Here is a 26,576-nt window from a genome sequence, read left to right as displayed (position 1 = left end):
CTGCTAGACGAACTCGGTGGCGCCCACTGGTACGCCGCCCAGCGCGTCGCGCCGCTCCGGCGGGCGAAGGCTGATCATCCGGTGCCAGCCGGCGAACCGTTCGTACGCGTACACGCCGCGGATCCCGGCGGCCAGCGCGGCCGCCTTGGGGGCGGGCCAGCGCAGCAGCCGGCCCATGTGGCCCATGACGGCGAGGCTCACGTCCCGGTAGACGGAGATCTCGACGAGGGCGCTCTCGCGCAGCACGTGCTGGATGGTCCGGCCGTGCCCCTCGCGCACGAGGCGGAGCAGCTCCTCGTGGCAGTAGGCGAGGTGGTTGTCCTCGTCATGGCTGATCATGCGGATGGCCTTGCCGACCTCGGGGTGGTCCCCGAACTTCCGGACGAGCATGACCATCTGGTCGGCGGCGCGCTGTTCGGTGACCCGGCTGTGCGTGAGGTAGACGACGATGTCCCTCTCGGTCAGCGGCTCTTCGCGGCGCAGCTTCTCGTGCGCGAGGCCGATGCCGCGCCGCTCCAGCAGCATCGTGTAGTCGGTCTCGGGCGGCACGGGGACGGGCGGCAGGCCGCGCTTGCGGAGCAGGGCCTGGAAGATCCGGCCGTGCTTGTCCTCGTCGGCGCCGTGCCGGGCGATCTTGGGCGCGAGCTCGCGCATGCTGTCGGGCACCAGGGCCGCGATCCGGGCGTTCTCCCAGCCGCCCTGCGACTCCCCGCTGGCGGCGATGGAGCAGAACAGCTGGAACGAGTCGTCGTGGTCGACGATCTCCTGGAACAGGCTGCGGGCAGAGAGCATGCATCGAGTCAACGGCCGATCCGGGGGCCGGGCAACCGATAGGTCGTACCAATCGGCCGAATGAACGACGCGAAGGGGTGGACGCGCGGGCGTAACCCGGAGGGCGCCGCGCGCGTTGTTTGCTGTGTCGGCCGTGGCGGGGAAGACCCCCGAGCCCCCACCACGGCCGCAGGACCATTTCCGGACGCGGGACTCCGTCCGACGGACACCCCCTAGGCCAGGCCGGCCAGCTCCATCGCCTCCGTGCCGGCCCGCAGGGCCGTGATCCGCTCGTCCAGGGTGAACCCGGCCGGGGCGAGCGTGAGGGTGGTGACCCCGGCCTCGGCGTAGGCCCGCATCCCGTCCGCGATCCGCTCGACGGAGCCGAGCAGGGTGGTGGAGTCGATCAGCGAGTGCGGGACCGCCTCGGCGGCGCCCGTCTTGTCGCCCGCCAGGTACTTGTCCTGGATCTCGGCGGCTTCCTTCTCGTAGCCCATGCGCTGGGCGAGCTGGTTGTAGAAGTTCTGCTTCCGGCTGCCCATGCCGCCGACGTACAGGGCGGTGTAGGGGCGGAACATGTCGGCGAGGGCGGTCACGTCGTCGCCGACGGCGAGCGGCACGGTCGGGCAGACGTCGAAGCCCTCCAGGGGCAGCCCGGCCTTCTCGCGGCCCGCCCGGATGTGGGTGAGCGCGGTGGCCTCCAGGTGCTCGGCGGCCGGGAAGATGAGCAGGGCGCCGTCGGCGATCTCGCCGGTCTGCTCCAGGTTCTTCGGCCCGATGGCGGCGATGTAGAGCGGGATGTGCTCGCGCTCCGGGTGCACGGTGAGCTTGAGCGGCTTGCCGGGGCCGCCGGGCAGCGGGAGGGTCCAGTGCTCGCCCTCGTAGCTCAGCCGCTCGCGGCTCATCGCCTTGCGGACGATCTCCACGTACTCCCGGGTGCGGGCGAGCGGCTTGTCGAACTTGACGCCGTACCAGCCCTCGGAGACCTGGGGGCCGGAGACGCCGAGGCCGAGCCGGAAGCGGCCCTTGGTGAGGGAGTCGAGGGTGGCGGCCGTCATGGCGGTCATCGCGGGCTGGCGGGCCGGGATCTGCAGGATCGCGGAGCCGACGTCGATGCGCTCGGTCTGGGCGGCGACCCAGGCGAGGACGGTCGGGGCGTCGGAGCCGTAGGCCTCCGCGGCCCAGCAGACGTCGTAGCCGAGGCGGTCCGCCTCCTGGGCCACGGCGAGGTTGTCGGCGTCCATGCCAGCGCCCCAGTAGCCGAGATTGATGCCGAGCCGCATGTGTCGTCCCCTTACCGGTTTACCGATCAGTAACGTAGGTCTGCGGGGACTGTAGCGCGCCAGGGCTCCCCGCGTCAGTGCCCCAGTAGGGTCAGCGCTCATGGAGCAGAGGCATCTCGGCCGCACCGGACTGCGCGTGTCCCGGATCGGCCTCGGCACGCTGACCTGGGGCCGGACCGCGGAGGGACCGGACGAGTCGGGCGCTGCCGAGCAGTTGAAGACGTTCTGGGAGGCGGGCGGGACGCTCGTCGACACCGCCGACGTGTACGGGGGCGGTGAGGCCGAGTACCTCCTGGGGCAGCTGGTGGGCGGGCTGGTCCCCCGCCGGGACCTGGTGATCGCCACCAAGTCGGGCTCCGTACGGGACCCCGACCGCCGGGTCGACGGGTCGCGCGGCCATCTCCTGTCGGCGCTGGACGACTCGCTGGCCCGCCTGGGCACCGACTACGTGGACCTCTGGCAGGTCCACGCCTTCGACCCGGGGACCCCGCTGGAGGAAACCCTCCAGGCGCTGGACCTGGCGGTGAGCAGCGGCCGGGCCCGGTATGCGGGGGTGTCGAACTTCAGCGGCTGGCAGCTGGCGAAGGCGGCGACCTGGCAGCTCGCCACCCCGGGGGTGCGGACCCGGCTGGCGTCGACGCAGATGGAGTACTCCCTCCTCCAGCGGGGCGTGGAGCGCGAGGTCCTCCCCGCGGCGCTGGACCTCGGCGTCGGGCTGCTCCCCTCTTCCCCGCTGGGCCGCGGCGTCCTGACGGGCAAGTACCGGGACGGCACCCCGGCGGACTCGCGGGCAGCCTCGCCGACCATGGCCGGCTTCGTGGACCCGTACCTGGACGACGCCGCGAGCCGCATCGTGGACGCGGTGGCGACGGCGGCCCAGGGCCTGGCCGTGACCCCGCTCCAGGTGGCCCTGGCGTGGATCCGGGACCGGCCGGGGGTGGTCGCGCCGATCGTCGGCGCGCGGACGTCCGCGCAGCTCGAGGCGGCTTTGTCGGTGGAGGCCCTTAGTCTTCCGGAGGAGATCTGCCAGGCGCTGGACGACGTTTCGGCGCCTGTGCATCGCTATCCCGATCAGGACTGGAGCACGCTGTGAGTACGGACCGCCAAGCCGCTTCCGCGGAGGACCCGGCCACCCCCGGCCCCCGGGCCGAGGCGGCCACCCCCACGGAGGACCCCACCCCCGGCCCCCGGGCCGAGGCGGCCACCCCCACGGAGGACCCCACCGCGCCGGAGCCGCAGGCCGCCGGGGACTCGTCCCGCTCCGGCGAAGCCGCCGACCCGGTGACGGCGCACCCGCAGACCGCGGCTGACGGCGAAGCCGGGGCGGCGGAAGCAGCCCGGCCGCACCCCGGCGGGGAGCCACAGCCCCCCGGCGATCCCGTGGACGCGCCGCAACAGCAAGCCGCCGGTGGCGAGCCGGCGCACTCCGGCGAAGCCGGGGGTGCGGACGGCGACGCGGGAGCGGCGCAGCCGCAGGCCGCCGGTGACGGGGGGCCGGGGGCGGAGCCCAGGGTTTCGGGAAGGGGCGGGGTGGGGGAAGGCCCCGCAGGGACGAGCACCGGCGACGGTCACGCCGACCAGGACACCGCCGCCGAGCCCGATGCCGAGGTACCCGGCCGACCGGAAGCCGAGGGGACGGCGCAGGACCCCGCGGCGGAGGCCGGGACGAGCAGCGGCGGCCCCGCAGAGGAGGCCGGGACGGGCAGCGGCGGCCCCGCAGAGGGGGAGGGTGAGGCTGCGGCGCCCGTGCTCAGTGAGGCCGAGGCGGAGTTGGCCGCGCAGAAGATCGAACGGGAGCGCATCGCCCGCCGCAAGGCGGAGCGGCAGGGGCCCGTCGACGCCGGAGCCAAGCTCAGCGGGAAGGCCGCCGATCTGCTGGCCGCCGTACGGGCCGTGGAGAGCGGGGAGAAGGCCTCCCCGGTGTACTTCGACGAGGCTCCGACCGCACCCCGCAGGGCCGCGGCCCCCGCCGCTCACCCGACCCCCCGTTCCGCACCCACCGCACCCCCCGCCCCCTCCGCAGCCGGCATCGAGGGCGTGCGCTCCGTACTGGCTCGCGGCGGCGCCCCCGAGGCGCTGGCCGGGCCGGCCGCCACCGCCCTCGGCGAAGGCGCCGCGGAGCAGCTCGCCCACGACCCCTGGCGGCTCCTCGCCGTCGCCGGCGTCCGCCCCGCCCAGGCCGACGGCTTCGCCCGGGCCCTGCTCGGCCCCGAGGCCGGTCCCGGCGACGAGCGGCGTGCCACCGCCCTCGTGGGCTGGCTGCTGGAGCAGGCCGCGCTCAAGGGACACACCGCCCTGGAGGCCGCCACCCTGGAATCCGCCCTCGCCCAGTACGGCGTTCCGGATCCCGCCGCGTCCCTGGAGCAGGCCATCGGCGAGGGCACCGTCCTCGTGTTCCACGAACCGCTCGGCCCGCCCGTCGCCGAAGGCGAGGAGCAGCCCGTACGCGTCCTCGTCGGCCTGGAGGGGTACGCGCTCGCCGAGGAGAGCCTGGCCGACGGCCTGGCCCGGCTGGCCAGCACCTTCAACGACCCGGCGGACTGGGAGAAGGCCGCCACCGGCCCCGGCGCCGACCTGATCCGCGCCGTCTCCGGACACGGCCTGGTCACCCACACCGGCGGCGAGGCCGCCCGCACCGAGCCGCTGGCCCTGCTGGCGGCCTGCCGCGACCTGGGCCTGCGCGTCTGCCTGGCCGCGCACACCCCCGCGCAGGGCGCCGTCACCGTGGCCGGGCTGCTCGCCGGGACGGAGGGGCCCGGACGGGACGCGGACGGGCAGTTCGCGCTGGACCTGCTCGTGGTCCTCGACGCCCCGCAGCTGGACGTGGAGACCGCCGCCGCGCTCGTCGAGTCCGTCCCCGACGGGGCCCGGCTGGTGCTGTCCGGGGACCCCGGGGTGCTCGGATCCGCCGGGCCCGGGCGGGTGTTCGGCGATGTGCTGGCGGCCCGGGCCTGCCCGCAGCTGGTCTCCCGCACGCCCGACCCGGGCCCCCTCGGCGAGCTGGTCTCCGGGGTCGGGATCGGCGAGCTGAACCAGGTCGAAGCCCCCGGCAAGGAGGTCGTCATCGTCCCGGTGCAGGGCGCCGGGGAGGCCGTGCACCGCGCCGTGCAGCTGGTGGCCGAGTCGGTGCCGCGCGCCTTCGGGATCCCGGCGGATGCCGTCCAGGTGATCACCCCGGGCCACGGCGGCTCGGCGGGCACCCGGGCGCTGAACGCGGCCCTCAAGGAGCGGCTGAACCCCGGCCCCGGCCGGTTCGGCGGCTTCGATCCCGGCGACCGCGTCGTCCACGTGCCCTCGCCCGGGCGGGCCGTGCCGGCCCGGGTGGTGTCGGCCGACGCGCAGGGCCTGCACCTGGACGCCGCGGGCGCGCGGATCGTCGTACCGAAGGAGCAGGTGGAGTCGCAGGTGCGGCACGGCTGGGCGGTGACGGCGCACCAGGCCGTCGGGGCGCGCTGGCCGGCCGTGGTCGTCGTGCTGCCCGGTGACGCGGCGCAGGCCCTCTCCCGGGACTGGGTGTACACGGCGTTCGGGCGGGCGGAGCGGCATCTGTCCGTGGTGCACGGCGTCGACCAGGCGCTGCCGCGCGCGGTCGCGGAGGTGCTGCCGAAGCCGCGTACGACCCGGCTGACCGGCCTGCTGCGGGCCCTGGCGGCGGCGCAGGACCAGCCGGAGTGACCCGCGCGCACCGCGGCCCCCGCCCTGTCCGGGTCGGGGGCCGCGGTGTCGTGCGTGCGGGCCGGGGTCAGGCGGGCGTCAGGCCCGGCGCCGCCGCATGGCCGCCCGCGTCCTCCGCTTCGTCCGCCTCCGCCTCCGCTTCCTCTTCTTCGTCGTCGTCGAAGTCGTCGGCTTCCTCGTCGAAGACGGAGCTGACGTCGAACCGGTGCAGCACGTCCTGCGGATCGGTGTGTCCGAAGGGCGAGCCCAGCCACTCCCCCGGTTCGGCGACCTCCTCCGAGGCCGCGATCCAGAGGGTGGAGTCCCCCTCCTCCAGGCCGAACTCCTTGTAGCGGGAGGCGATCTCGTCGGGCTCGTACTCCCCGAAGAGCACGCCCAGCGCACCGGCGGTGCCGCCGTCGTGGACGAGGTCGGCCTCCCGGTCGTGCGCGGCGACCCGCTCGGCCTGGGCGATGAGCCTCGGCGGTTCGGCGACGGCGTAGTCGCGGCGGATGAACACGCTGAAGGCGGCGGGCTCGGCGGGCCCGGTGTACGGGACACCGTCCTCGGGCGTGGGGATCTCGAAGGGGGTGACCTCGTCGTACCGGTCGTAGAGGAGTTCGTCGTACTCCTCGGCAGCGGCGGCGAGTTCGTTGAATGCGGCGTAGACGGCCGGGTCCTCGTCCCCGATCCTGCTCTCGACCGCGGCGAGGTGACGGTCGAGCGCGGCCTTGACCGCCTCGGCGGCGGCGCGTACCTCGGCAACACTGGGCAGAGCGGCATCAGACATAGTGCAGACGCTATCCGTAGCAGGGGTCTGCCCGCACAATAGATTCGATGCCGGAATACGAATTTGTCGACGTGTACGTGCCCCGCGGTGTGCCCCGCAAGGAGGCGACCCGCCTGCTCACCGACCATGCCGAGTACGGGAACTGGGAACTCGACCGACTCACCCTGCATCGGGACGGCAGCCGTCGCGTGCGGCTGCGCCGCCGGATCATCCGTCAGGTCCGCGCGACCTGGTGACGCGGGCCCCGAGTCCGGGGCCCGCGTCGTGAGGGCCCGGTCAGGCCGCGTTGCGGGCGCGCCGGTAGAGCACGGCACCGGCCAGCAGCGTGCCGGCGGCGAGCGGGAGGCCCACGCCGAGGACGTCTCCCGCGCCGGTGGCGGCGAGCCCCGCGTGCTGAGCGGGCGCGATCCCCTGGCCGGGGTGCGTGGCCGGAGTGACGCCGCCGGTGCCGGGGCCGGTGGCACCGCCGGGGTGGCCGGGCGTGCCCGGGTTTCCGGGGGTCCCGGGGTTACCCGGCGTCCCCGGGTTACCGGGGGTCCCGGGGTTACCCGGCGTCCCCGGGTTACCGGGGGTCCCGGGGTTACCCGGCTGGCCCGGGGTGCCCGGGTTTCCGGGGTTGCCCGGCTGTCCGGGGTGGCCCGGCGTGCCGGGGTGTCCGGGGTGGCCCGGCTCATCCTGGTCGCACGGCTCGTCCGGCTCCTCGGGCTGTTCCGGGTGACCCGGCTGGCCCGGGTGTCCGGGCTGGCCCGGCTGACCGGGCTGGCCCGGCTGACCGGGCTGGCCCGGGTGTCCGGGCTGGGGGTCCTGCGTGGCCGAGTGAGGGGAACAGCCGTTCCCGAAGGCCGGATTCAGCAGCCCCACGACCGTGATCGTGTTGCCGCAGACGTTCACCGGAGCGTCCACGGGCGCCTGGACGGTGTTCCCGGACAGCACGCCCGGGGAGTTGGCGGCATGGCCGGAAGCGCCGGAGTCCGCATGTGCGTAACCCCCACCCAGCGCGAGCACACCCCCCGCGGCCGCCATGGTGATCAGGGTCTTCCTGGTGACCGCTGCCTGTCGTCGCATCTGTGATCAATCCCCCTGCTGTGTACGAACAGCCGGGCCCCAAAAGCCCGGCGGCCCCGGAGCGCTGGAATGCGCTCCGGGGCCCAAGACTTCAGATGCGTCAGGCGTTGACGCAGTGGTTACCGAAGGCCGGGTTCAGCAGGCCGACCACGTTGATCGTGTTACCGCAGACGTTCACGGGAACGTGGACCGGGACCTGGACGACGTTGCCGGACAGGACGCCGGGGGAGCCGATGGCCGCACCCTGGGCACCCGCGTCGGCGACAGCCAGGCCCGCACCCGCGAGAACCAGACCACCGGTGGCAGCCGCAGCGGCGACAACCTTCTTGAACATTGTTCCTCCTAGTTGGCAATGCGGTCCCAGCCGCGGACCGCACCACCTGTAACGAGGAGGGATCACCAGGGCTACGAGCGTATGAGCGCATTCACTCTTCTCAGTGGAAAACGCACACGTTCCCGAAACTCAGCAGTTGTCGATGAATCGGTCGAGCACGCGCACGCCGAACTTCAGCCCGTCCACCGGCACCCGCTCGTCCACTCCGTGGAACATCCCGGCGAAGTCCAGCTCCGGCGGCAGCTGGAGCGGAGCGAAGCCGAAGCAGCGGATGCCGAGGTCGTCGAAGGACTTGGCGTCGGTGCCGCCGGAGAGCATGTACGGGACCGCGCGCGCGATCGGGTCCTCGGCCTTGAGGGCGCCCTGCATGGCGTCGACGAGCCTCCCGTCGAAGTCCGTCTCGAGGGCCTTGTCCCCGTGCACGTCCTCCCGCTTCACGCGCGGGCCGAGGATCCGGTCGAGGTCGGCGAAGAACTCGTCCTCGTAGCCGGGCAGGAAACGGCCGTCGACGTGCGCGGTGGCCTGGCCGGGGATGACGTTCACCTTGTAGCCGGCGCCGAGCATGGTCGGGGCGGCCGAGTTCCGCAGGGTCGCGCCGACCATCTTGGCGATGCCGCCGAGCTTGGCCAGGGTCGCGTCCATGTCGTCCGGGTCGAGCGGGGTGCCGAGCGCGTCCGAGAGCTCGTCCAGGAAGGACCGTACGGTCTTGGTGACCCGCACCGGCCACTGGTGGCGGCCGAGCCGGCCCACGGCCTCGCACAGCTCCGTGATGGCGTTGTCGTTGTTCGTCATCGAGCCGTGGCCCGCGGTGCCGTCCACCGTGAGCCGCATCCAGTGCATGCCCTTCTGGGCGGTCTCCACCAGGTACAGCCGCAGGTTCTCGTTGACGGTGAACGAGAAGCCGCCGACCTCGCCGATCGCCTCGGTGACCCCCTCGAACAGCCCGGGGTGCTTGTCCACGAGGTGCCGGGCGCCGTACACGCCGCCCGCCTCCTCGTCGGCGAGGAAGGCCAGCACGATGTCCCGCGGGGGCTTGCGGCCGCTGCGCAGCCGGTCGCGTACGACGGCCAGCGTCATCGCGTCCATGTCCTTCATGTCGACGGCGCCGCGGCCCCACACGCAGCCGTCCGCGATCTCGCCGGCGAAGGGGTCGTACGTCCAGTCGGCGGCGTTCGCGGGCACGACGTCGGTGTGCCCGTGGATCAGCAGCGCCGGCCTCGACGGGTCCTCCCCCTCGATGCGCGCGACGGTGGAGGCACGCCCCTTGTGGGATTCGAAGATCTGCGGCTCCAGTCCGACCTCGGCGAGCTTCTCCGCGACCCACTCGGCCGCCTTGCGCTCGCCGGGGCCGGAGTGGTCTCCGTAGTTGCTGGTGTCGATCCGGATGAGGTCCCGGCAGAGGTCGACGACCTCGTCCTCGCCGGAGACGGTCCTGCCCGCGCTCGATTCGCTCACGCTGCTTCCTCCCACTGATCGGTAAACCGACTGCCTCTCCATCCTCCCGCTTTGGGCAGCTCTCCCCAAGGGCGATCCCCGGCCGTCGGGGGGTGTGATCGAGGACCCCGGAATGTTTGGTAATGTTTTCCACGTCGGAACGGCCCGCGAGGGACGCGAGACAGACACCTTGTCCGGGTGGCGGAATGGCAGACGCGCTAGCTTGAGGTGCTAGTGCCCTTTATCGGGCGTGGGGGTTCAAGTCCCCCCTCGGACACAGAGCGAGAACCCCACTTCGGTGGGGTTCTCGGCGTTTGGGGACCTGATATGCGGAGCCGGGCCCCGGACCGGGTGGGGATATCCTGGAGGGGTGATTGAGAATCTTCCGCCTTGCCCGAAATGTTCCTGCGAGTACACCTACGAGATGAACGCCCTCGTGGTGTGCCCCGAGTGCGGCCACGAGTGGGTGCCCGGCGAGAGTGGCGCGCAGGACGGCGAGAGCGCCGGGGAGCGCGTCGTCAAGGACGCCGTCGGCAACGTGCTGACCGACGGTGACACCGTGACCGTCGTCAAGGCGCTCAAGGTCAAGGGGAGCCCTTCGGGGATCAAGGCCGGCACCAAGGTGCGTAACATCCGGCTCATCGACGGCGTGGACGGCCACGACATCGACTGCCGGATCGACGGCTTCGGAGCCATGCAGCTGAAGTCCAGCGTGGTCAAGAAGGCCTGATCCGCGGCCTCGCGGCAAGGAGCCCCGCAGCGAAAAGAAGGACCCCGCCTCGGGCGGGGTCCTTCTTCGTGGGGCCGGTACGGCCGCCGACAGGCCTCAGCGGCCGGCTGCGATCTCCGCCACGCGGCGGCGGACCAGGAACCAGCCGCCGACGAGGGCGGCCCCGATGACGGGGACGCACAGGACCGTGGTGCGGCCGACGCCGCCGTCGCACCACATCAGGACCAGCACGGCGAGCAGGAACACCAGCGTGACGATCTGCGTGTACGGGGCCCAGGGCAGGCGGTAGGACGGGCGCTCCAGGGTGCCCTGCTGCGCGCGGCGCCAGAAGAACAGCGAGCAGATCATGACCATCGCCCAGGTGCCGAGGATGCCCAGCGAGGCGAAGTTCAGCACCAGCTCGAAGGCGTCCTTCGGCATCAGGTAGTTCAGGCCGACGCCGGCGAGGCCGAAGGCGGCGGTGAAGAGCACGCCGCCGTAGGGGACCTTGCCCTTGTTCATGCGGGCGGTGAACTTCGGCGCGGAGCCGGACATGGCCATCGAGCGCAGGATGCGGCCGGTGGAGTAGAGGCCGGAGTTCAGGCTGGAGAGGGCCGCGGTCAGGACGACCAGGTTCATGACGCCCGCGGCGCCCGGGATGCCGAGCTTGTCGAAGACCGTGACGAAGGGGCTCTGGTCGGAGGAGTACTCGGAGTACGGCAGCAGCAGCGCGAGCAGGATGACGGAGCCCACGTAGAAGAGGCCGACACGCCACATGATCGAGTTGATCGCCTTCGGCATGATCTTCTCGGGGTTCTCGGTCTCACCGGCGGCGACGCCGCACAGCTCCACGGAGGCGTACGCGAAGACCACGCCCTGGAGCAGCAGGAGCATCGGGAGCATGCCGGACGGGAAGATGCCGCCGTTGTCGGTGATGGAGGACAGGCCCGGGGTGTGTCCGTCGATCTCGTGGCTGGTGGCGACCAGGTAGATGCCGACGAGCAGGAAGACCGCCAGGGCGGCGACCTTGACCAGGGAGAACCAGAACTCCATCTCGCCGAAGTACTTCACCGAGATCAGGTTCGCGGTCAGGACCACGGCGAGGGCGATCAGGGCCAGGACCCACTGCGGGACGCTGGTGAACATGGACCAGAAGTGCGCGTAGGTCGCGGCGGCGGTGATGTCGGCCACGGTGGTCGTGGACCAGTTCAGGAAGTACAGCCAGCCGGCCGTGTAGGCGCCCTTCTCCCCCATGAACTCGCGCGCGTAGGAGACGAACGCGCCGGAGGAGGGCCGGTAGAGCACGAGCTCGCCGAGGGCCCGGACGACGAAGAAGGCGAAGATGCCGCACACCGCGTAGGCGATCGCGAGGGAGGGGCCCGCATTGGCGAGGCGGCCGCCGGCGCCGAGGAACAGGCCGGTGCCTATCGCCCCGCCGATCGCGATCATGTTGATGTGGCGGGACTTGAGGTCCTTGCTGTAGCCCTCGTCACCGGCGTCGACGTGGCGGGAGGACGCCGGGGCCGGGGCCTCGGTCAAGGTGCGGTCACTCATGTAGGACTTCGCCTTCGTGGGTGGGACAGGCAGGTCCGGACCGCCGCGCAGGGGAGCTGGGTGGTGTCACCTGTGGGGCGGTCCGGTGGTTTTGTCGCCCCAGGAGACCATGAGCCCCCGGCCACGGCCAAAACCCGACCTCCGCGCACAGAAGCCCCCGGCGACCATGGAAACAGGTACCGGGGGCTTCGTACGAGCACGAAAGCGAGGCCGTGGAGGTCAGTCGCGCGGGGCGGCCTCCGCCGCCTGATCGAGGCGGAAGGCTTCGTTCCCGAGGCCGATGCGGGCGTGCACCTCGGGGCGGCTGCTGCGCAGGACGACCCCGTACAGCAGCCCGGCCACGACGGCGGCGCCGGTGATCCCGGGCAGGAGCCAGCTGAGCGCGGAGCCCTCCTCGGCACCGATCAGGACGCCGAAGTCCTTCACCGTGTACACGGCGATGCCGAGCAGCGCGACCCCGGCGGCGCCGGCCGCGACGAGCCGCCAGACCTGCGCCCCGGCGGTGCCGCGGCGGACGAAGAAGGCGATGACGGCGAAGGAGGCGGCGGCCATGAGAAGGGTCACGCCGAGGGCGCCGACGCTGCCCATCCAGGTGAACAGGTGCAGGACGGGCGTGGTGGGGTCGCCGGCCGGCTTGTCGTCGGTGAAGGCGAAGGCGAGGACGACGAGGGTGGCGATGACGGTCTGCAGGAGCGAGCCGGTGGCGGGGGCGCCGGTGCCCGCGCTGGTCCGGCCGAAGGCCGCCGGGAGCAGGCCCTCGCGGCCCATGGCGAAGGCGTAGCGGGCGACCACGTTGTGGAAGCTGAGCATGGCCGCGAACATGCCGGTCACGAAGAGGACGTGCAGGACGTCCGTGAAGGTGGTGCCGAGGCGGCCCTCCGTGAGCTGGAAGAGCAGGCCGGGGCCGGCCCCGGCGGAGGTCTTGACGACCTCGGAGGGGCCGGTGGCGACGGTGAGGGCCCAGGCGCTGAACGCGAAGAAGAGGGCGACGAAGCCGACGGCGAGGAACATCACACGGGAGACGACGATGTGGGGCTTGCTGGTCTCCTCGGCGTAGACCGGGGACTGCTCGAAGCCGACGAAGGCGGCGATGCAGAAGCAGAGGGCGGTGCCGAGTCCGGCGCCGCCGAGGGTGTCGGGGTTGAAGGCGTGCATCGAGAGGCCTTCGGGGCCGGGGTCGCCGAGGGCGGCGACGTCGAAGACGACGACGAGGGCGCACTCGATGAGGAGGAGGACGCCGAGGACCCGGGCGTTGAGGTCGATCTTGAGCCAGCCGAGCGCGCCGGTGACGGCGACGGCGGCCAGGGCCGGGATCCACCAGGCGACGGTGATGTGCAGGTAGCTGGCGAAGAGGCCGGACATCTCGAAGCCGAGGATGCCGTAGACACCGACCTGCATGGCGCTGTACGCGACGAGGGCGACGAGCGAGGCACCGGCGCCCGCGGTGGGGCCGAGACCGCGGGCGATGTACGCGTAGAAGGCGCCGGCGTTGTGGACGTGCCGGCTCATCTCGGCGTAGCCGATGCTGAAGAGCGCGAGCACGATGCCGAGGATCACGAACAGCAGCGGCTGGCCGACGACGCCCATGACGCCGAAGGTGGTGGGCATCACGCCGGCGACCACCATCAGCGGGGCGCTTGCGGCGAGTACGGAGAGCAGCAGGCCGGCGGTGCCGAGTCGGTCGGCGCGCAGGGCGCGGTCCTGGCCCTTGTAGGTGCGGATCTCGGGCGCGGTGCTGAGCGTGTTGGATCTGCCCGTCGCCATGGCGGGGTGTCCTTTCGGGGGGAGGTCGAGCGGAGCGGGGTGCTGTGGGGCGGGGGTGCGATCGAGCGGCGTGCAGTCGAGCGGGAGTGCTGTCGAGCAGGAGTGCCGGGGTGCGGTCGAGCGGGGGTGTGCGTCAGGCCGTGCCGAGCGCGGCGCTGCGGGCGGCGAGGAAGGCCTTGCGGGGGTCGAGGTCCGGATAGGACCAGGGGGCGGGCGTGGCGTGGCTGCCGATGCGGTGGAAGAGGGCGGCGGCTTCGGCCGGGCGGCCCTCGCAGAGCTTGGCGTGGGCGAGGAAGTTGAGGTCGACCCGGTTGCGGGGGTGGTCCTCGCGTTCCCATTCGAGCCACCAGTCGAAGGCGGAGCGCAGGACCTGGCGGGCGCGGCGGCTCGACCAGTGGGCGGCGGCCCCGTCGGGCGTGCGGCCCTCGGTGGCGGCGAGCACCCGGTAGCGCTCGGCGTGGGCGATGACCGGGAGGACGGCGAGCGGGGAGTCGGCCGGGGACTCCTCGGCGGCCCAGGCGGCGAAGTCGTAGGCCTCGTGGAGCGGGTCGTGGCCGGAGCCGGGGGTGTGCTCGGCCAGCTTGGCGACCATCAGGTGGTGGGCGTGGTGGTGTTCGCGGTGGCGGGCCCGGACCTGGTCGAAGTGGCGGCTGAACTCCTCCTCGGTGCCGAAGGCACGGGAGAGCATGAGCAGCGCCAGCCAGGGGGTGGGGTCGGTGGGGAGCAGGGCGGCGGCCCGGCGGCAGGCCTCCTCGGCGGCCTCGGGCGTGCCCTTGCGGCGCAGGGCGGTGAAGACGGCGGCGCAGGCGAGGAGGGTGGCGGCGTCGGCGCTCTCGGGTTCGGCGAGCAGCCATTCGCGGGCCCAGGCGGTGGCCGCCGGGGTCTCGGCCAGGACGACGACGCGGTGGCCGCGGCGGTCCCAGTCGTCGCCGGTGCCGACGAGGAGGGAGCGGGCCTTGGCCCAGCGACCCTGGGTGAACTGGGCGCGTACGTCGACCAGCTCGGTGTCGCACAGGGCCGGGTCGAAGAGCTGGGCGTCCCGCTTGCGGGCGCGGCCGAGGGGCGGCGGAGGCGGGGACATCCGCGGGATTCCCTCCAGGGCACGGGCGCGGGCGGACGGTTCGGCTGGATGATCACGCACAGCAAAGCGGTAGGTACAGCTCCGCGTCAAGGTCCAGTCCACCGCGTGGCGCGTTTCAACTGGTATGTACATGACGCCAGTTGAGGCGCTCAAACCTGTTCGCGGCCACTGCCGGCGCGACCGTAGGGTGGGCCCATGACGACGTACGACGCTCTCCCGCCGGCCCTGTTCGCCTTCCCCGGGCCGCTGCGCGACACCCTGGTGGCAGCGGTGCTGAGCGGCGCGAAGACCACGACGACCGGGTTGCTGACCGAATACGAGGTCACCGGCGACCCCCTGCCGGTGGTGGGCGGGCAGATGGCGGTCATGGACTCCGCCGAGCGTCCGGTGGCCGTCCTGGAGGTGACGGACGTACGGGTGCTGCCGCTCGCGGAGGTGGACCTCGGGCACGCCGTGGACGAGGGCGAGGGGTACACGTCTGTGGCCGAATGGCGCTCCTCCCACGAGCGGTACTGGCACGGGCCGCAGATACGGGAGGTCCTCGGCGACCCGGGGTTCACGGTGGCCGACGACACACTGGTCGTCGCGGAACGCTTCCGGGTCGTCGAACGCCTGCCGCTGCCCTAGGGCAGCGCGGCGAGGGGCCGGAGCCGGCTTCAGCCCACCGCCCTGCCCGCGGCGCGACCGGCCGCGCGGCCCGAGAAGATGCAGCCGCCGAGGAAGGTGCCCTCCAGGGCGCGGTAGCCGTGGACCCCGCCGCCGCCGAAGCCGGCCGCCTCGCCCGCCGCGTAGAGGCCCGGCAGCGGGTCGCCGGACCCGGTGAGGACCCGTGAGGACAGGTCGGTCTCCAGGCCGCCCAGGGACTTGCGGGTCAGGATGGAGAGGCGTACCGCGATCAGCGGGCCCGCCTTGGGGTCCAGGATCCGGTGCGGGGCGGCGGTGCGGATCAGCTTGTCGCCGAGGTACTTGCGGGCACCGTGGATGGCCGTCACCTGGAGGTCCTTGGTGAACGGGTTGGCGATCTCCCGGTCCCGGGCCACGATCTCGCGGCGGACGGTCTCCTCGTCGAGCAGGTCCTCCTTGGTGACCGCGTTCATGCCGCGCACCAGCGAGGCGAGGTCGCGTTCGACGACGAAGTCCGCGCCGTTGTCCATGAAGGCCTTCACCGGTCCCGGTACGGCCTGCCGCGCCCGGTCGATGACGTCGCGGATCGACTTGCCCGTCAGGTCCGGGTTCTGCTCGGAGCCCGAGAGGCCGAACTCCTTGCCGATGATCCGCTGGTTGAGCACGAACCAGGTGTGGTCGTGGCCGGTCTTCATGATGTGGTCGAGGGTGCCGAGGGTGTCGAATCCGGGGAAGAGCGGTACGGGCAGCCGCCTGCCGGTGGCGTCCAGCCAGAGCGAGGACGGGCCGGGCAGGATGCGGATGCCGTGCCGGGACCAGATCGGGTTCCAGTTCTCGATGCCCTCGGTGTAGTGCCACATGCGGTCCTTGTTGATGTGGCTGGCGCCGGCCTCCTCGGCGATGCCCAGCATCAGGCCGTCCACGTGCGCCGGGACCCCGGAGAGCATCCGCTGCGGCGGGGTGCCGAGCCGCGCCGGCCACTGCTTGCGTACGAGGTCGTGGTTGCCGCCGATCCCGCCGCTGGTCACGATCACCGCCTGGGCCCGGAGCGAGAAGTCCCCGGTGCGCTCGCGGCCGCTCGCGGTGCCCCGTACGGCGTCGGAGGGCTCCAGGATCTCGCCCGTGACGGTGTCCAGGGCGCCGGCCGTCCGGGCGAGCCCGGTGACCCGGTGGCGGAACCGGAGCTGGACGAGGCCGCGGGCCACCCCGGCGCGGACCCGCCGCTCGAAGGGCTCGACCAGGCCGGGCCCGGTACCCCAGGTGATGTGGAAGCGGGGGACCGAGTTCCCGTGCCCGTTCGCGTCGTAGCCGCCGCGTTCCGCCCAGCCGACCACCGGGAAGAAACGGACGCCTTGGGCGTGCAGCCAGGGCCGCTTCTCGCCCGCCGCGAAGTCGACGTAGGCCTCGGCCCAGCGGCGCGGCCAGGCGTCCTCCTTGCGGTCGAAGCCGGCGGTGCCCTGCCAGTCCTGGAGGGCGAGCTCGCGGCTGTCCTTGATCCGCATCCGCCGCTGTTCGGGCGAGTCGACGAAGAACAGCCCGCCGAAGGACCAGTGCGCCTGGCCGCCGATCGACTGCTCGGGCTCCTGGTCGAGCAGGACGACCTTCCGGCCCGCGTCGACGAGCTCGGCGGTGGCCGCGAGGCCCGCGAGCCCGGCCCCGATCACGATCACGTCTGCGTCGTACGTCATGGCGAACCCGTCCTCCGGTCGGTGGTGGGGCAGATCCTTGGCTACGGAGCGGTAACCAGTCAACAGCGGTGGTTGGATGAACCGTGTGACTGCTGCTGATGAAGTGCTGGACGTGGTGGACCGGGACGACCGGGTGACGGGGCAGGCGCCGCGGGGCGAGGTGTACGCGGGCGGGCTGCTCCACCGGTGCGTGTTCGTGCAGGCCAGGGACGCGCATGGGCGGATCTTCGTCCACCGGCGGACGGCGTCGAAGCTGGTCTTCCCGTCGGCCTACGACATGTTCGTGGGCGGGGTGCTGGGCGCCGGCGAGAGCTACGCGCGGGCCGCCCTGCGGGAGGCGGAGGAGGAGCTGGGCGTGGCGGGGCTGGCGCAGCCGGTGCCGCTGTTCAAGTTCCTGTACGAGGGGCCGGGCGGGGCCTGGTGGTCGTACGTGCACGAGGTGCGCTGCGATCTGCCGGTGCGGCCGCAGGAGTCGGAGGTGGCCTGGCACGCGTGGCTCTCGGAGGAGGAGCTGGCGGAGCGGGTCGCGGCCGGGGAGTGGGAGTGGGTGCCGGACGGGCTGGAGGCGTACCGGCGGCTGCGCGCGCACCGGGAGTCCCCCCAGTAGATTGATCGGGTGATCGACTTCGTCAAGGACGTGCGCCTCTGGTTCGCGCCGCAGCGGCTGAGGGACGAGGGCGAGACCCCCGACTACCGGTTCTCGCTGGCCAACGAGCGGACCTTCCTGGCCTGGATCCGGACCGCCCTCGCCCTGGTGGGCGGCGGTTTCGCGGTGGACCAGTTCCTGCCCGACCTGCGCTGGGGGGTGCGGGTCGGGATGGCCCTCTCGCTGCTCGCGGTGGGGGCGGCCTGTGCGCTGCGCGCGGTGAACCACTGGGTGCGGTGCGAGCGGGCGATGCGGCGGGGCGAGGACCTGCCGCTGTCCCGGTTCCCGGTGGTGCTGAGCCTGGGGGTGGGGCTGGTCGCCGTGTCGATGGTGCTGGTGGTGCTGCTGGGCTGGACGAGCAGTCGGTGACGGCCTCCGGTACGACGGGCCGCGACGCGGGGCTGCAGCCCGAGCGGACCCGCCTCGCGTGGCGGCGTACGACGCTGGCGTGCTCGGTGACGGCGGTGCTGGCGCTGCGGGCGGCGCTGCGCGGGTCGGGCTCGCCGCTGGAGGTGATCGGGGCGGCGGCGATCGCGCTGATCTGGCTGGCGTTCCTCGGGGTCGCGCACCGGCGGTTGCGGCAGCTGGCGGCGGACCGGCCGCCCGGGCTCGCCCCGCGGTGGGCACTGGCGGCGGTGGCGTGCACGGTGGCCCTGTCGGTCTCCGCGGTGGCGGTCATCTTCTGACCCCGCCGCGCCGCGGGCCGGGGCCCGGCGGGCGGGAGCACGAAATGCCGACCGGGGGTGTGGGCGGAAGCCGCAGAACCGGGAGCACGAAATCCCCACCGGGGTGCAGCCAAGGCAGCCCCAGCGGCCCGCCCTCCCCGCCTCCCGACCGCCCGTCACGGGCCCTCCTGCCGACTGGGGCACCGTCACCCCCGCCCCGCCGGAACCACAGCCCCGCGCCGAACTGGCCCCACCCGCCCCGCAACGCCCGCCGCCCCGCCCTCCCCTCGCGCCGCCGCGACTGGCAGGATGCCGAACGCCCGTCAAAGCCACCCGGGGAGAGCACACATGACCGCCGAAGAGCCGTACCTCGTCCAGCCTGCGGCCGGGGTGTACGCCTACGTCCAGCCGGACGGGGGCTGGTGCCTCAACAACGCCGGCTTCGTGAACGACGGCGGCCGGACCCTGCTCATCGACACCGCGGCCACCGAGCGGCGGGCGCTGGCCCTGCGCGAGGCGGTCGTGGCGGCCGGGGTGCCGCTGCCGCGCACGGTGGTCAACACCCACCACCACGGCGACCACACGTACGGCAACGGTGTCTTCGCCCCCGAGGCCCTGATCCTGGGGCACGACAACGCGCGCACCGAGCAGCTCGCCGCCGGGCACCAGCTGGAGATGATCTGGCCGGCGACCGACTTCGGCGCGATCGAGATCACCGCACCCGACCTCACGTACACCGACCGGATGACCCTCCACCTCGGCGAGACGGAGGTGCAGGTCATCCACCCGGGCGTCGCGCACACCACCGGGGACTCGATCGTGTGGCTCCCGCGGCAGCGGACCGTCTTCACCGGCGACCTGGTCTTCGCCGAGGGCACGCCGTTCCTGGCGATGGGCTCTCTGGCCGGTTCGCTGCGGGCGCTGGAGCTGCTGCGCTCGCTGGGCGCGGAGACCGTCGTACCGGGTCACGGGCCGCTGACGGACCCGTCCGCCTACGAGGCCACCGAGCGCTATCTGCGGTACGTCGCCGAGCTCGCCGGGGAGGGCCGGGCGAAGGGGCTGACCCCGCTGGAGGTGGCCCGCGAGGCCGATCTCGGCGAGTTCGGGTCCTGGCGGGAGAGCGAGCGGCTGGTGGCGAACCTGCACCGGGCGTACGCGGAGCTGGCCGGCGAGCCGGAAGGGGTGCCGCTGAACATACTGACGGTGCTCCAGGACATGACCGTGATGAACGGCGGGACGCCGATCCTCTGCCACGCGTGACGCCGCCGTTCTGACCCGCCGACGGGCCGGAGGATCCCCTCCGGCCCGCACTCGTCCACCCCGCGCACTGGACGACATACCGACTGGTCGGCATGATGTCTCTCGTTCGTCTCGTCCTCGTCCACTCCGTACGGAGGTGCGCACCATGACCTCAGCGTCAGCGTCCGCTTCAGCCGGCCCCCTGGGCCTCGATCTGGAGCGGCTGCGCGGTCATCTCGACCGGGCGCGGCCGGGGCTCGTGGCCGGGGCACTGCGCGGCCGGCTGATCGAAGGCGGCCGGTCGAATCTCACGTACGAGATCACCGACGGGACCGCCCGCTGGGTGGTGCGCCGCCCGCCGCTCGGCCACGTCCTGGCCACGGCGCACGACATGCGGCGCGAGCACCGGGTGATCCGGGCACTGCACGGCACGGCCGTGCCGGTGCCGGAGACGGTGCTGCTGTGCGAGGACGAGTCGGTCCTCGGGGCGCCGTTCTACGTCATGGAGTACGTGGACGGAGTGCCCTACCGCTCGGCCGGCCAGCTCGCCGCGATCGGCCCCGAGCGCACCCGGCGGGCGGTCCTGGGCCTGGTCGACACCCTGGTCGACCTGCACGCGGTGGATCCGGAGTCGGTGGGCCTGGGCGACTTCGGCCGGCCCGAGGGCTTCCTCGACCGGCAGCTGCGCCGCTGGGGCAAGCAGCTCGCGGCCTCCCGGGGGCGGGAGCTCGCGGGGATCGACGAGCTGCACGGCGCGCTCGGCCGCGCCCTGCCCGACTCCCCCGCCCCGACCGTGGTGCACGGCGACTTCCGCCTGGACAACGTGCTGATCGGCGGTCCGGACGACACGATCCGGGCGGTGCTGGACTGGGAGATGTCCACGCTCGGCGATCCCCTGACCGACCTCGGGCTGCTCGTGATGTACAGCTCGGACCTGGGGCTGACCGACTCCCCGGTCAGCACGACGAGCGGCGCGCCCGGCCATCCGGCGCCGGCCGAGCTGATCGAGCGGTACGCCGCCCGCTCCGGCCGGGACACCGGCGCGATCGCCTGGTACACCGCGTTCGCCTGGTTCAAGCTCGCGGTGATCCTCGAGGGCATCCACTACCGCTACACGCTCGGGCAGACGGTGGGCGCGGGCTTCGACCGGATCGGCGAACTGGTCCCGGTCTTCATCGAGCACGGCCTGACCACCCTCCAGGAACTCCAGGAAGGCTGAGACACACCCATGGATTTCGCATTCGACGCCCGCACCGAGGAACTCCGCGAACGGCTGCTCGCGTTCATGGAGGAGTACGTCTACCCGGCGGAACCCGTCGCCGCCGAGCAGCGCGCGCGGCTGGCCTCGCCCTGGGACACCCCGGCCGTCTTCGGTGAACTGAAGGCCGAGGCACGCCGTCAGGGCCTCTGGAACCTCTTCCTTCCTGATCCCGAGCACGGCGCGGGGCTGACCAACCTCCAGTACGCCCCGCTCGCCGAGATCACCGGCCGCAGCCCCCACCTGGCGCCGATGGCGACCAACTGCGCGGCCCCGGACACCGGGAACATGGAACTGCTGGCGCAGTTCGGCAACGAGGAGCAGAAGAAGCAGTGGCTCCAGCCGCTGCTGGCAGGCGAGATCCGGTCCGCCTTCGCGATGACCGAGCCCGAGGTGGCCTCCTCGGACGCGACGAACATCGAGACCCGGATCGAGCGCTCCGCGAGCGGTGACGAGTACGTCGTCACCGGGCGCAAGTGGTTCATCTCCGGGGCCATGAACCCGGACTGCGCGATCTTCATCGTCATGGGCAAGACCGATCCGGAAGGCGCCGATCCGCGCCGCCAGCAGTCGATGATCCTGGTCCCGCGCGACACCCCGGGCGTCGAGGTGCGCCGGGCGATGACGGTGTACGGGTACGAGGACCACGACCACGGCGGCCACGCCGAGGTGGTCTTCGACGGGGCCCGGGTCCCGGCCGCGAACCTGATCGGCGAGGAGGGCACCGGCTTCGCGATCGCCCAGGCCCGGCTCGGCCCGGGCCGGATCCACCACTGCATGCGGCTGATCGGCATGGCGGAGCGGGCCATCGAGCTGATGTGCCGGCGCGCTGTGGGCCGTACGGCCTTCGGCAAGGAGCTGGCCGCGCAGGGTGTCGTACAGAACTGGATCGCGGACGCCCGGGTCACGGTGGAGCAGCTGCGGCTGCTCGTGCTGAAGACGGCCTGGCTGATGGACACGGTCGGCAACCGGGGTGCGCACACCGAGATCCAGGCCATCAAGATCGCGACCCCGCGGGCGGTGGTGCGGATCCTGGACGACGCGGTGCAGCTGCACGGCGCGGGCGGGGTGAGCCAGGACTTCCCGCTGGCCGAGCTGTGGGCGGCGGCGCGGACGCTGCGGCTGGCGGACGGACCGGACGAGGTGCACCAGCGCTCGCTGGCCCACCGGGAGTTGAAGAAGTACGCGGGTCGCTCGTGAACGTGTTGAAATCGTGCAGGAGTTCGTGTGAACCCATGTACGAGGTGAAGGCGATGCGGGGAGCCTTTTAAGAAACCTTGTTGAACAGCCCCGCAACGCCGAGGCGTTCTTGATTTGCGCCTGTCAATCGGAACAGGGTTCTCCAGAAGGTTTGACGCCCCACACGTCAGCATGAGGAGAACTCTCCAGATGGCAACTCACAAGCGCTCGCGCACTTTCCGGTACGCGGCGGTCGGCACGGGAGCCGCCGCCGCGGCCGCCGTGGCCCTGATCGCCACCCCCTTAGCAGGGGCGGCGACACCGTCCGAAGGCACGGTGTACGGACTGGGCGCTCCCGGCGCGATCAGCGGTAGTTACGTCGTCATACTCGACGCATCCGCGAACAAGGAACAGCTGGCCAAGAAGTACGGAGGCGAGCTGAAGCGCACCTACAGCTCCGGGGTCAACGGCTTCTCGGCCTCGGGCCTGAGCGAGACCGGGGCCAAGCGGCTCGCCGCGGACCCGGCCGTCGGCAAGGTCGTGCAGAACAAGAAGTTCACCATCAACGCCACTCAGGACAACCCGCCCTCATGGGGACTGGACCGGATCGACCAGACGGCCAAGGCGGGCGACAAGAAGTACAGCTACCCCGACAGCGCCGGCGAGGGGGTGACGGCGTACGTCATCGACACCGGCATACGCACGACCCACAAGGACTTCGGCGGCCGCGCGACGTCCGGCTTCGACGCGGTGGACAACGACGACAGCGCCGACGACGGCAACGGCCACGGCACGCACGTGGCGGGCACCATCGCGGGGACCGCGCACGGCGTCGCCAAGAAGGCGAAGCTGGTCGCGGTGCGGGTGCTGGACGACAAGGGCTCCGGCACCACGGAACAGGTGGTCGCCGGGATCGACTGGGTCGCGCAGCACCACTCGGGGCCCTCGGTGGCCAACATGAGCCTGGGCGGCGGCGCGGACGAGGCGCTCGACGAGGCGGTGCGCCGGGCGATCGCCTCGGGTGTCACCTTCGCCGTCGCGGCGGGCAACGACGCGGGGGACGCCGGGAAGGGCTCACCCGGCCGGGTCCCCGAGGCGATCACCGTGGCGTCGAGCACCATCGACGACGCGCAGTCCCCGTTCTCCAACTTCGGATCCGTGGTGGACCTGTACGCGCCGGGCTCGGACATCACGTCGGACTGGAACGACAGCGACTCCGGGACCAAGACCATCTCCGGCACGTCCATGGCCACCCCGCACGTGGCGGGCGCCGCGGCCGTCTACCTGGCCGGACACCCGTCCGCGACCCCGGCGCAGGCAGCCGCGGCGCTGACGGCGGCGGCCACGTCGGGGGCGGTGACCAACCCGTCGGCGGGCACCCCGAACAAGCTGCTGAAGGTGACCCCGTAGCGGGTGTCCTGACCCGGTAGCGGGTGAGCGACCGTACCGGACCGGCCCGCTCTCCGTCCGCCCCTGCCAGGGGCGCGCCGGGGGGCGGGCCGGCCGGCCGTGGGCGAGGGACCTGCCTACGGGCGCAGCGCGCGCAGCAGCAGGTCCGCGAGGTGGTCGGCGACCTGCTGCGGCGTGAGCGGGCCGTCCGCCCGGTACCAGGTGGACAGGTGGTGGACGGAGCCGAAGTGGTAGTCCACCACCAGGTCCGCGGGGGTGGCGGTGGAGAACACCCCGGTGCGCTGGCCTTCCTCGACCAGCGCCCGGAAGCGCTCGTGGTAGCGCCGGCGCTCCGCCCGCACCTGCTTGAACTTCTCCGGGCTGAGCTGGTGCATCGACCGGAAGAAGATGGCCGCGTCGTCGAGGTTCTCGATGGTGGTGACCACCACGTCGGCGGCCGCGGCGCGCAGCCGCTCCTCGACGGGGGCGTCGGAATCGGCCACCGCGTCCAGGCGCTGCTGCTGGAGGCGCAGCATCCGCGCGTACACCTCGTGCAGCAGGTCGTCCTTGGATCCGAAGTAGTGGTAGAGGGCACCCTTGGTGACCCCGGCCGCCTCGACGATCTCCTGTACGGAGGTGCGGTCGTAGCCGCGCTCGGCGAACATCCGGGTCGCGACGGCCAGCAGCCGCTGCGGCACCGGGGCTTCGTACGTGCCTTCGGGCTCCGTGGTCCTGGCAGCCATGGCGCTGACCTTCCCTTCCCTGTTCCCTGGTCGGTACGACCAGCTGTGCGAGCAGCTGTATGACCGTACGGCTGTTTTCAGCCGCGGTCGCGCAGTTCCCGTCGCAGGATCTTGCCACTCGTCGTCTTCGGCAGAACAGGCAGGATCTCCACTTGCCGCGGGTATTTGTACGCGGCGATGCGGGCGGCGCAGTACGCGGACAGGTCCTCCGGTTCGGCCGAGGTGCCGGGGCGGAGGCTGACGTACGCCTTCACGGTCTCGCCGCGGTACGGGTCCGGGATGCCGACCACGGCCGCCTCGCACACGGCGGGGTGGGTGTAGAGCACGTCCTCGACCTCGCGCGGCCAGACCTTGAACCCGGATGCGTTGATCACGTCCTTCTTGCGGTCGACGACGTACAGCCAGCCGTCCGCGTCCATGAAGCCGACGTCCCCGGTGCGCAGCTCGCCGTCCGGGAAGGCCTTGGCGGTGTCCGCCGGAAGCCGCCAGTAGCCGGGGACCACCTGGGGCCCGCGGACGGCTATCTCGCCGGTCTCGCCGAAGGGCACCTCGCCGCCGCGCTCGTCCAGGATCCGTACGACGGTGTCGGCGCCGGGCAGGCCCACGGAGAGGGTGCCGGAGGCGGGGTCCACCGGGGCTTCGAGGTGCACGGGCACGGAGGCGCAGGGAGCGGTGCATTCGGTGAGGCCGTAGCCGTTGCGCAGGTAGAAGCCGAAGGCGGCGCGGAGGCGTTCGACGAGGGCGGGCGGGAGCGGGGCGCCGCCGGAGGAGACCACCTGGAACGAGGCGAAGTGGTCCGGGGTGGCGTCGGGGTGGGCGGCGAGGGCCATGAAGGCGGTGGCCGGGCCGACGGTGTAGGCGGGGCGGTGCTCGAGGAAGGCGTCGAGGACGGCGCCCGCGTCGAAGCGGTGGGCGAGGACGAGGGTTCCGGCGTTGGCGAAGCAGGCGCCGAGCTCGCAGACCATGCCGGTGATGTGGAAGAGGGGCGCGAGGGCGAAGTACGTGGCGCCCTCGGGGAGCGGGTGCCCGGTGACCTGCCGGACGGCGTTGTGGGTGAGCGCGCCGTGCGGGTTCATGGCGCCCTTGGGGGTGCCGCTGGTGCCGGAGGTGTAGCTGATGAGCGCGGTGTCGGCGGCGGTGAAACCGGGGTCCGGCGGGGCGGGGTGGCCCTGGCGGGCCACGACACCCAGGTCGGCGTGGGCCGGGGCCTCGGCGTCGGGGCGGACGGGCTCGGTCCGCGGGGCACGCGGCTGCGGGACCGATCCGGCTGCGCCTGCCGACGCCGCGGCGGAGCCGGGCGCGGCGGGGGCCGGCGGGGCGGGGGCGGGTGGGGCAGAGCCCGGCGCGGCGGGGGCCGGTGGGGCGGGGGCCGGTGGGGCGGGGGCGGGACCTACGGGGTCCGGATGTGCCGGGCGGAAGACGCGCGGGTCGTTCCGGGTCTGGAAGTCCCGGTCCGAGGCGGTCAGGGCGACCCGCACGGCCGTGCCGCGGACGGCCTCGGCGGCGTACGCCGACCACGCGGGGCCGTCGCAGACCAGCGCGGCGGCCCCGGAGTCGCGCAAGATGTGCCCGATCTCGCCCGATTTGTACATGGGGTTGAGCGGGACGACCACCGCCCCGGCCTTCCAGGCGCCCAGGACGGCGAGCACGAAGTGCGGGGTGTTCTGCAGCATGACGGCGACCCGGTCCCCGCGGCGGATGCCGTGCGCGGCGAGGTGGCCGGCGACGGAATCGGAGAGTGCGTCGGTCTCCGCGTAGCCGATGCGGCCGTCGAAGTAGGCCAGCGCGGTGCGCTCCGGAGCCCGGGCGACGGCGTCGCGGAAGGCGTGCAGCACGCTGGGCGGCGGGGAGACGGGGGCGCGCTGGGCCGGGCTGAGCAGTCCGAGCCACGGCTTGGCGGCGTAGCCGCAGGGCCGGGTCACCTGGTCTCCCACTTCTGCTGGAGGTGGTTCATGCTGCCGAGCCAGCGGTCGGGTTCGGTGGCTCGGGCGGCGTAGTAGTCGGCGACCTCGGGGTGCGGGAGGATCAAGAACCGGCCCTTCTCCATGCCGTCGAACAGTGCGTCCGCAACCGCTGCCGGCTCGATCGCGGTCGGCGCGAGGACGAGTTCGCCCGCCGAGCCCGCGGCCGTCAGCATGTCGGTGCGGACCCCCTGCGGGCAGATGGCGTGGACCTGCACGCCGCGGTGGCGGTAGGTCAGCGAGAGCCACTCCGCGAAGGCGAGCGCACCGTGCTTGGTGACACTGTACGGCGCCGCTCCGATCATGGTCAGCAGTCCTGCGGCCGAGACGGTGGACACGAAGCGCCCGCTCCCGCGCTCCAGCCAGTCGGGCAGCAGCAGCCGGGCCGCGCGGACGTGCGCCATCACGTTGGTGTCCCAGGCCGCCTCCCACACGGCTTCGTCGGCGAACGCGTCGCCGCCCGAGGCGAGTCCCGCGTTCGCGCAGTAGACGTCCACCCGTCCGCCGAGGGCCTCGCGGGCCTCCGTCACGACGGCCGACGCATCGCCCGCGACCGGGATCGCCCGGGCGCCGATCTCGCCCGCCACGGCGGCGGTCTTGGCGGCGTCGAGGTCGTTGACCACCACGGTGGCCCCCTCGGCGGCGAAGCGGTGGGCGAGGGCGGCGCCGATGCCGCCGCCCGCGCCGGTGACGACGACTCGCTGGTCCTGGTACGCGCTCACGGGGATCACCTTTCATGGCCGGA

Annotated in this window: 25 protein-coding genes and 1 tRNA gene; 13 read left to right on the top strand and 13 right to left on the bottom strand. The window is 72.8% G+C overall.

Annotated elements, in window-relative coordinates:
* Positions 1–3: 3 nt before the first annotated feature.
* Together AB0I68_RS15995 and AB0I68_RS15990 are read right to left on the bottom strand one after the other, a co-directional pair.
* Positions 4–792, bottom strand: a complete 789-nt coding sequence (locus AB0I68_RS15995; protein WP_363177897.1) for a ferritin-like domain-containing protein — start codon at positions 790–792, stop codon at positions 4–6.
* Between the two features lie 212 nt (positions 793–1,004).
* Positions 1,005–2,054 (bottom strand): LLM class F420-dependent oxidoreductase, encoded by a 1,050-nt coding sequence (locus AB0I68_RS15990; RefSeq protein ID WP_363177896.1) that lies wholly within the window; start codon positions 2,052–2,054, stop codon positions 1,005–1,007.
* Positions 2,055–2,154: 100 nt separating this feature from the next.
* On the opposite strand from AB0I68_RS15990, the gene AB0I68_RS15985 reads away from it, so the two are divergent.
* Both AB0I68_RS15985 and AB0I68_RS15980 read left to right on the top strand, forming a co-directional pair.
* On the top strand, positions 2,155–3,147 hold the full coding sequence (locus AB0I68_RS15985; RefSeq protein WP_363177895.1) for an aldo/keto reductase: 993 nt from the start codon (positions 2,155–2,157) through the stop codon (positions 3,145–3,147).
* Positions 3,144–5,729: a helix-hairpin-helix domain-containing protein gene (locus tag AB0I68_RS15980; protein ID WP_363177894.1), complete on the top strand. Its 2,586-nt coding sequence runs from the start codon at positions 3,144–3,146 to the stop codon at positions 5,727–5,729. Before AB0I68_RS15985 ends, AB0I68_RS15980 begins: the two co-directional genes overlap by 4 nt.
* Positions 5,730–5,796: 67 nt before the next feature.
* Here the strand turns inward: AB0I68_RS15980 and AB0I68_RS15975 are convergent, their stop codons facing one another.
* The gene (locus AB0I68_RS15975; RefSeq protein ID WP_363177893.1) at positions 5,797–6,498 is read right to left on the bottom strand and encodes a hypothetical protein; all 702 of its coding nucleotides are present in this window, start codon (positions 6,496–6,498) and stop codon (positions 5,797–5,799) included.
* A 47-nt stretch (positions 6,499–6,545) separates the two neighbouring features.
* On the opposite strand from AB0I68_RS15975, the gene AB0I68_RS15970 reads away from it, so the two are divergent.
* Positions 6,546–6,734, top strand: a complete 189-nt coding sequence (locus AB0I68_RS15970) for a DUF5703 family protein (RefSeq protein WP_031146791.1) — start codon at positions 6,546–6,548, stop codon at positions 6,732–6,734.
* Positions 6,735–6,774: 40 nt separating this feature from the next.
* On the opposite strand, the gene AB0I68_RS15965 is transcribed toward AB0I68_RS15970, so the two are convergent.
* The 3 genes from AB0I68_RS15965 to AB0I68_RS15955 all read right to left on the bottom strand — a co-directional run bounded on the left by AB0I68_RS15965 (position 6,775) and on the right by AB0I68_RS15955 (position 9,352).
* Positions 6,775–7,563, bottom strand: a complete 789-nt coding sequence (locus tag AB0I68_RS15965) for a chaplin family protein (protein WP_363177892.1) — start codon at positions 7,561–7,563, stop codon at positions 6,775–6,777.
* A gap of 100 nt (positions 7,564–7,663) precedes the next feature.
* Positions 7,664–7,897 (bottom strand): chaplin ChpH, encoded by a 234-nt coding sequence (chpH, locus tag AB0I68_RS15960; RefSeq protein ID WP_363177891.1) that lies wholly within the window; start codon positions 7,895–7,897, stop codon positions 7,664–7,666.
* A gap of 129 nt (positions 7,898–8,026) precedes the next feature.
* Positions 8,027–9,352 carry a M20/M25/M40 family metallo-hydrolase gene (locus AB0I68_RS15955; protein WP_363177890.1) on the bottom strand — a complete coding sequence of 442 codons (1,326 nt, stop codon included), beginning with the start codon at positions 9,350–9,352 and terminating at the stop codon, positions 8,027–8,029.
* 171 nt (positions 9,353–9,523) lie between these two features.
* Between AB0I68_RS15955 and AB0I68_RS15950 the strand changes: the two genes are divergently transcribed.
* Positions 9,524–9,608 (top strand) — tRNA-Leu (locus AB0I68_RS15950).
* A gap of 93 nt (positions 9,609–9,701) precedes the next feature.
* Entirely contained in the window at positions 9,702–10,061 is a 360-nt protein-coding gene (locus tag AB0I68_RS15945; protein WP_363177888.1) for a zinc ribbon domain-containing protein YjdM, read from the top strand.
* 96 nt (positions 10,062–10,157) lie between these two features.
* Here the strand turns inward: AB0I68_RS15945 and AB0I68_RS15940 are convergent, their stop codons facing one another.
* From AB0I68_RS15940 to AB0I68_RS15930, 3 genes are all read right to left on the bottom strand, one after another.
* Entirely contained in the window at positions 10,158–11,594 is a 1,437-nt protein-coding gene (locus tag AB0I68_RS15940; RefSeq protein WP_363177887.1) for an amino acid permease, read from the bottom strand.
* A gap of 219 nt (positions 11,595–11,813) precedes the next feature.
* Complete coding sequence (locus tag AB0I68_RS15935) at positions 11,814–13,358, bottom strand: APC family permease (RefSeq protein WP_363177886.1); 1,545 nt, start codon at positions 13,356–13,358, stop codon at positions 11,814–11,816.
* Between the two features lie 133 nt (positions 13,359–13,491).
* The gene (locus AB0I68_RS15930; RefSeq protein WP_363177885.1) at positions 13,492–14,439 is read right to left on the bottom strand and encodes a hypothetical protein; all 948 of its coding nucleotides are present in this window, start codon (positions 14,437–14,439) and stop codon (positions 13,492–13,494) included.
* A 195-nt stretch (positions 14,440–14,634) separates the two neighbouring features.
* Here AB0I68_RS15930 and AB0I68_RS15925 point away from each other — a divergent pair, with 195 nt between their 5' ends.
* Positions 14,635–15,066: an ASCH domain-containing protein gene (locus AB0I68_RS15925; RefSeq protein ID WP_363177884.1), complete on the top strand. Its 432-nt coding sequence runs from the start codon at positions 14,635–14,637 to the stop codon at positions 15,064–15,066.
* A gap of 29 nt (positions 15,067–15,095) precedes the next feature.
* On the opposite strand, the gene AB0I68_RS15920 is transcribed toward AB0I68_RS15925, so the two are convergent.
* Positions 15,096–16,751, bottom strand: a complete 1,656-nt coding sequence (locus tag AB0I68_RS15920; RefSeq protein WP_363177883.1) for an FAD-binding dehydrogenase — start codon at positions 16,749–16,751, stop codon at positions 15,096–15,098.
* Positions 16,752–16,836: 85 nt separating this feature from the next.
* On the opposite strand from AB0I68_RS15920, the gene AB0I68_RS15915 reads away from it, so the two are divergent.
* From AB0I68_RS15915 to AB0I68_RS15885, 7 genes are all read left to right on the top strand, one after another.
* Positions 16,837–17,358, top strand: coding sequence for an NUDIX domain-containing protein (locus tag AB0I68_RS15915; RefSeq protein WP_363177882.1), 522 nt, complete (start codon positions 16,837–16,839; stop codon positions 17,356–17,358).
* Positions 17,359–17,367: 9 nt separating this feature from the next.
* Entirely contained in the window at positions 17,368–17,766 is a 399-nt protein-coding gene (locus AB0I68_RS15910) for a DUF202 domain-containing protein (protein WP_363177881.1), read from the top strand.
* Complete coding sequence (locus AB0I68_RS15905) at positions 17,763–18,083, top strand: DUF202 domain-containing protein (protein WP_363177880.1); 321 nt, start codon at positions 17,763–17,765, stop codon at positions 18,081–18,083. The genes AB0I68_RS15910 and AB0I68_RS15905 overlap by 4 nt, the downstream gene beginning before the upstream one ends.
* Before the next feature lie 327 nt (positions 18,084–18,410).
* Positions 18,411–19,322 (top strand): MBL fold metallo-hydrolase, encoded by a 912-nt coding sequence (locus AB0I68_RS15900; protein WP_363177879.1) that lies wholly within the window; start codon positions 18,411–18,413, stop codon positions 19,320–19,322.
* A 145-nt stretch (positions 19,323–19,467) separates the two neighbouring features.
* Positions 19,468–20,520 carry a phosphotransferase family protein gene (locus AB0I68_RS15895; RefSeq protein ID WP_363177878.1) on the top strand — a complete coding sequence of 351 codons (1,053 nt, stop codon included), beginning with the start codon at positions 19,468–19,470 and terminating at the stop codon, positions 20,518–20,520.
* 9 nt (positions 20,521–20,529) lie between these two features.
* On the top strand, positions 20,530–21,759 hold the full coding sequence (locus AB0I68_RS15890; protein WP_363177877.1) for an acyl-CoA dehydrogenase family protein: 1,230 nt from the start codon (positions 20,530–20,532) through the stop codon (positions 21,757–21,759).
* Positions 21,760–21,948: 189 nt separating this feature from the next.
* Entirely contained in the window at positions 21,949–23,148 is a 1,200-nt protein-coding gene (locus tag AB0I68_RS15885; protein WP_363177876.1) for a S8 family serine peptidase, read from the top strand.
* Between the two features lie 116 nt (positions 23,149–23,264).
* Here the strand turns inward: AB0I68_RS15885 and AB0I68_RS15880 are convergent, their stop codons facing one another.
* The 3 genes from AB0I68_RS15880 to AB0I68_RS15870 form a co-directional block, all read right to left on the bottom strand.
* Positions 23,265–23,870 carry a TetR/AcrR family transcriptional regulator gene (locus tag AB0I68_RS15880; protein WP_363177875.1) on the bottom strand — a complete coding sequence of 202 codons (606 nt, stop codon included), beginning with the start codon at positions 23,868–23,870 and terminating at the stop codon, positions 23,265–23,267.
* A 77-nt stretch (positions 23,871–23,947) separates the two neighbouring features.
* Positions 23,948–25,792: an AMP-binding protein gene (locus tag AB0I68_RS15875; protein WP_363177873.1), complete on the bottom strand. Its 1,845-nt coding sequence runs from the start codon at positions 25,790–25,792 to the stop codon at positions 23,948–23,950.
* Entirely contained in the window at positions 25,789–26,562 is a 774-nt protein-coding gene (locus tag AB0I68_RS15870; protein WP_363177872.1) for an SDR family NAD(P)-dependent oxidoreductase, read from the bottom strand. The genes AB0I68_RS15875 and AB0I68_RS15870 overlap by 4 nt, the downstream gene beginning before the upstream one ends.
* Positions 26,563–26,576: the final 14 nt, after the last annotated feature.

It is taken from the genome of Streptomyces sp. NPDC050448 (assembly GCF_040655295.1).
Lineage (GTDB): Bacteria > Actinomycetota > Actinomycetes > Streptomycetales > Streptomycetaceae > Streptomyces.
This window is presented reverse-complemented; position numbering and strand designations above follow the sequence as displayed.